Origin of the sequence: Acidovorax sp., from assembly GCF_021287135.1 — a bacterium.
Classification (GTDB): domain Bacteria; phylum Pseudomonadota; class Gammaproteobacteria; order Burkholderiales; family Burkholderiaceae_C; genus Acidovorax.
The window spans coordinates 1-4188 of sequence record NZ_JAJTBB010000090.1; the positions used below are offsets into that span (position 1 = coordinate 1).

The 4188-nt window shown below is 68.7% G+C and carries 3 protein-coding genes; 2 read left to right on the top strand and 1 reads right to left on the bottom strand.

Annotated elements, in window-relative coordinates:
• Positions 1-320 precede the first annotated feature (320 nt).
• Positions 321-1217 carry an alpha/beta fold hydrolase gene (locus LWW96_RS22125; RefSeq protein WP_291490045.1) on the bottom strand — a complete coding sequence of 299 codons (897 nt, stop codon included), beginning with the start codon at positions 1215-1217 and terminating at the stop codon, positions 321-323.
• 129 nt (positions 1218-1346) lie between these two features.
• On the opposite strand from LWW96_RS22125, the gene LWW96_RS22130 reads away from it, so the two are divergent.
• A complete protein-coding gene (locus LWW96_RS22130; RefSeq protein ID WP_291490047.1) occupies positions 1347-2090 on the top strand; it encodes a hypothetical protein in 744 nt (247 codons plus the stop codon).
• A 115-nt stretch (positions 2091-2205) separates the two neighbouring features.
• Positions 2206-3888: an AMP-binding protein gene (locus LWW96_RS22135; RefSeq protein ID WP_291490046.1), complete on the top strand. Its 1683-nt coding sequence runs from the start codon at positions 2206-2208 to the stop codon at positions 3886-3888.
• Positions 3889-4188 lie beyond the last annotated feature (300 nt).

Here is a 4188-nt window from a genome sequence, read left to right on the forward strand (position 1 = left end):
GCAGGACAAGGACGGTTGCTTTGAAGTGTTCTTCGCGCATCACCGCTGTCTGGTGATTGACCTGACCGACACCGAAGCCGTTTAATCAAATCTGTAAACCATGTCCCCGCACACCTGTTAACCATGTGTCCGGTCTGAACACGAGACAAGAGAAAGTTACCGCGCCGCCGGGCGCGCATCCCGGCTCCCGCCCTCAGCCAAGGCACACCGCCTGAACCAACAGACAAACGAACACACCCCAGCTACGCCAGAAAAACTATCAAAAACATAGCTGCCAGCGCCCGCCAGTCAAGCGTCAGAGCCCAAAAATACCCCAAACCCTATCCCCGCCCAATCTCCTCCAGACACGCCCCCACCACCCCCGGATCAAACGCCATCTGCACATGCGCCACCCCTTCGACAAAGCGGTGCTCCGCCCCCGCCAGCGCCGCCGTGGTCGCCGGGAACACGATGTTGTCGCAGTTCGAATACCAGCAGGTGAAGAGCGCCGCCCGCCCCGCCGGCTCTGCCCGCTGCAGCGCCACCACCCAGTCGCCCGCCAGGCTCATCTGGCGCCCGTTCACGGCCCGGCTGAAGCGGCCCAGCCATGTCCCGCCGTGGGGCGTGCCCAGCGTCAGCACACGATGCACCCGCCCATCGGCCTGGTGGGCCCGCAGCCACGCCCGCACCGCCAGCCCGCCCATGCTGTGGCACAGCAGCACCGGGGGCTGGCCCGTGGCGGCGGTCACCTGGCGCACGGCGTTCTCGATGATGCCGGCATACGCGTCGATGGAACCCATCGCCGGCTCCAGGTTCACGGCCACGTGCGCATGGCCGCGCTCGCGCAGCAGCGGCAACCAGGGCAGCCACAGGCCGCGGTTGCACATGAAGCCGTGCACCAACACCACGCCGCGCCGGCCCGTGGGCTGCGCGGGCAGCCAGTCGGGCAGGGCGCGGTGGCGAAACGGCTGGCGCCAGCAGAACACGGCCAGCCCCGTGCGCACCTCGGCCCACCAGGCGGCCAGCACCTGCGGCAGGCGGGCCCGGGGGGCCGTGTCGCGGCGGTTGGCCGCGTGCATCAGCGCAAACTCCAGCGCCATGACCAGCAGGTAGATGCCCAGCGGCAGCGCCGCGCCCAGCACGGCGCGCCCGGGTGACTGCGGCCATTGCCACGCCAGCCAGCCCGCCATGGCGGCCAGGGTGAACAGAACGAAAGCCCTTTGCCAGCGCGCAATCATGGGGTGGTCTTCGGATGGTGTAATGAATGAAGGAACGAACGAAGGGAACGCAACGCCCCATTGTGCGGCCTGCCATCGCGCCCGACCGCTGGCGCGGCGGCCCGTCCGACCATGAAGAAGAAAGCCCCCATGGATGCCGCCCAGACCATCCGCGACAGCATTGCCGACGTGACCGCCCTGCGCCTGCACCGCACGGGCGACCCGGCGCTGGGCACGGCGGTGGGCGGCATCAAGACCCTGCAGGCGCGGCGCTTTCGCGGCACGTACGCAGACCTGCTGGCGTCGCCGGCCGCCGGCCCCGCGGCGCGGTTCTTCCTGGAGGAGCTGTACAGCGACAGCGACTACAGCGAGCGCGACCAGCAGTTCGGCCGCATTGCCGGCACGCTGCAGACGCTGTTTCCCCAGCCCGTGGTGGCCACGGCCGTGGCGCTGGCCGTGCTGCACGCGCAAACCGAGGCGCTGGACCAGGACATGGGCCGGGCCTGGCTGGCGCAGCCGGACGGTGGCCAGAGCCCCGCGGCGCGCTACGCCGCCGCCTGGCGCGCCGTGGGCCAGCCGCACGGCCGGCAAGAGCAGCTGCAGCGCGTGCTGGCCATGGGCGCCGATCTGGCGCGGCTCACGCGCACGCCGGGCGTGCGCACCATGCTGCGCATGATGCGCAGGCCCGCGCACGCGGCCGGCATGGGCGCGCTGCAGACGTTCCTGGAAGCCGGGTTCGACACCTTCGGCCAGCTCGCTCGCCAGCGCGGCGGCGTGGAGCAGTTCCTGGCCGCCGTCGAACAGCGGGAGACCGCGCTGATGGAGCTGCTGTTCCATGCGGCCCCTGTCGCCTGCGAGACCGAACTGGCCCGCACCCTAGGACAAGCCCGGTAACGGACGGCCCCGGGCGCTTCCACAATCGGTGCCCACCCTTTCACCGGCAAGCCCCCAGGGCCGCGGCGCCCTGGGCTCCGCAAGCCCCTGGAGAACAACAAAAGGAACCAAGCGCATGGAAAGAATCTGGCTCAAGAGCTACCCCCCGGGCGTTCCGCACGATGTGCAGCCCGAGCAATACCGCTCTGTGGCCCATCTGCTGGAGGAGTCGTTTCGCAAGCACGCCAGCAGCCCCTTCTCGGTCTGCATGGACCAGTGGATGACCTACGGCGAGCTGGACCGCCGCTCGGCCGCGCTGGGGGCCTACCTGCAGAGCCTGGGCCTCGCGCCCGGTGCGCGCGTGGCCATCATGCTGCCCAACATCCCGCAGTTCGGCGTGACCATGGCCGCCGTGCTGCGCGCAGGCTACACCTGCGTGAACGTGAACCCGCTGTACACCGCGCGCGAACTGGAGCACCAGCTCAAGGACTCGGGCGCCACCGCCATCGTGATCCTGGAGAACTTCGCCCACACGCTGGCCGACGTGGTGGACCACACCGCCGTGCAGCACGTGGTGATGGCCTCCATGGGCGACCTGCTGGGCGCCGTGTTCGGCACCTGGATCACCTTTGCCGTGCGCCACCTGGCCAAGATGGTGCCCGCCTACGACCTGCCGCTGACGGGCGGGCGCAAGGTGGTCACGTTCAAGAAGGCGCTGGCGCTGGGCGAGCGCAAGGCCCTCGCGCCCAGCCAGGCCACGCTCGACTCGATCGCCTTCCTGCAATACACCGGCGGCACCACGGGCCTCTCGAAGGGCGCGGTGCTCACCCACCGCAACATCGTGGCCGCCACGCTGCAGGCCGAGGCCTGGTTCACGCCGGCCCTGGCGAAGATCGGTGACGTCAGCAAAGCCAACTCCATCGCCGCGCTGCCGCTGTACCACATCTTCGCGCTCACGCTGTGCCTGCTGGCCATCCGCCAGGGCTCCAGCCTCACGCTCATCCCCAACCCGCGCGACATTCCAAAGTTCGTGGCCGAGCTGAAGAAGCGCCCCTTCCACATGCTGCCCGCGGTGAACACGCTGTTCAACGCGCTCTTGCAGAACCCGCAGTTCCGCGCGCTCGACTTCTCGCACCTGTGCGTGTCGCAGGCCGGGGGCATGGCCGCCAGCGAAGGCACGGCCAAGCAGTGGCAGAAGGTGACGGGCAGCACCATGATCGAAGGCTGGGGCATGAGCGAGACCTGCGCCATCGGCACCAACAACCCGGTGGACAGCACTGAGTTCAGCGGCACCATCGGCCTGCCGCTGCCCGGCATCGACATCGCCATCAAGGACGACGCCGGCAACAGCCTGCCCCAGGGCGCGTCCGGCGAGATCTGCATCCGCGGCCCGAACGTGATGACCGGCTACTACAACCAGCCGGACGAGAACGCCAAGGCGTTCACCCCCGACGGCTTCATGCGCACGGGCGACGTCGGCATCATGGACGAGCGGGGCTTCACCCGCATCATCGACCGCAAGAAGGACATGATCCTGGTGAGCGGCTTCAACGTGTTCCCCAACGAGCTGGAGCAGGTCATCAGCCTGTGCCCGGGCGTGATGGAATGCGCCGCCATCGGCGTGCCGGACGAGAAGCAGGGCGAGTCCATCAAGGTGTTCGTGATCAAGAGCGACCCCGCCCTGACCGAAGACGACGTGATCCGCTACTGCCACGACAACCTCACCGGCTACAAGCGCCCCAAGTACGTCGAGTTCCGCGACGAATTGCCCAAGAGCAACGTGGGCAAGATTTTGCGGCGCGAACTCAGGAAGGCGTAGGGCGCGCACCCGCGCACCAGTGGCCGCGGGCCGATGCAGGCGCGGATCCTCTATCGAGAACGCTCCTCCGACCACATCCGATCCGAGCCGCGCAGGTCGGGTTAGCGCAGCGTCACCCGACGTCCCGCGCTGCATGCCCTGCCGGTGTCGGGTTACGCCCTTGCGGGCTAACCCGACCTACGGGGCAGAGCCTTTCCAAGCGAGCGCGAGGCTTCGACGGGGCTTAGCCTGAACGGCAAATCGAGCGATCGGACGCTGTTCCGACCGCGTCCGATCCGAGCCGCGCAGGTCGGGTTAGCG

Bases quoted from the DNA above. Each gene is read 5' to 3' on its own strand.
- LWW96_RS22125 (WP_291490045.1), bottom strand. From the start codon at position 1,217: ATGATTGCGCGCTGGCAAAGGGCTTTCGTTCTGTTCACCCTGGCCGCC.
- LWW96_RS22135 (WP_291490046.1), top strand. From the start codon at position 2,206: ATGGAAAGAATCTGGCTCAAGAGCTACCCCCCGGGCGTTCCGCACGAT.
- LWW96_RS22130 (WP_291490047.1), top strand. From the start codon at position 1,347: ATGGATGCCGCCCAGACCATCCGCGACAGCATTGCCGACGTGACCGCC.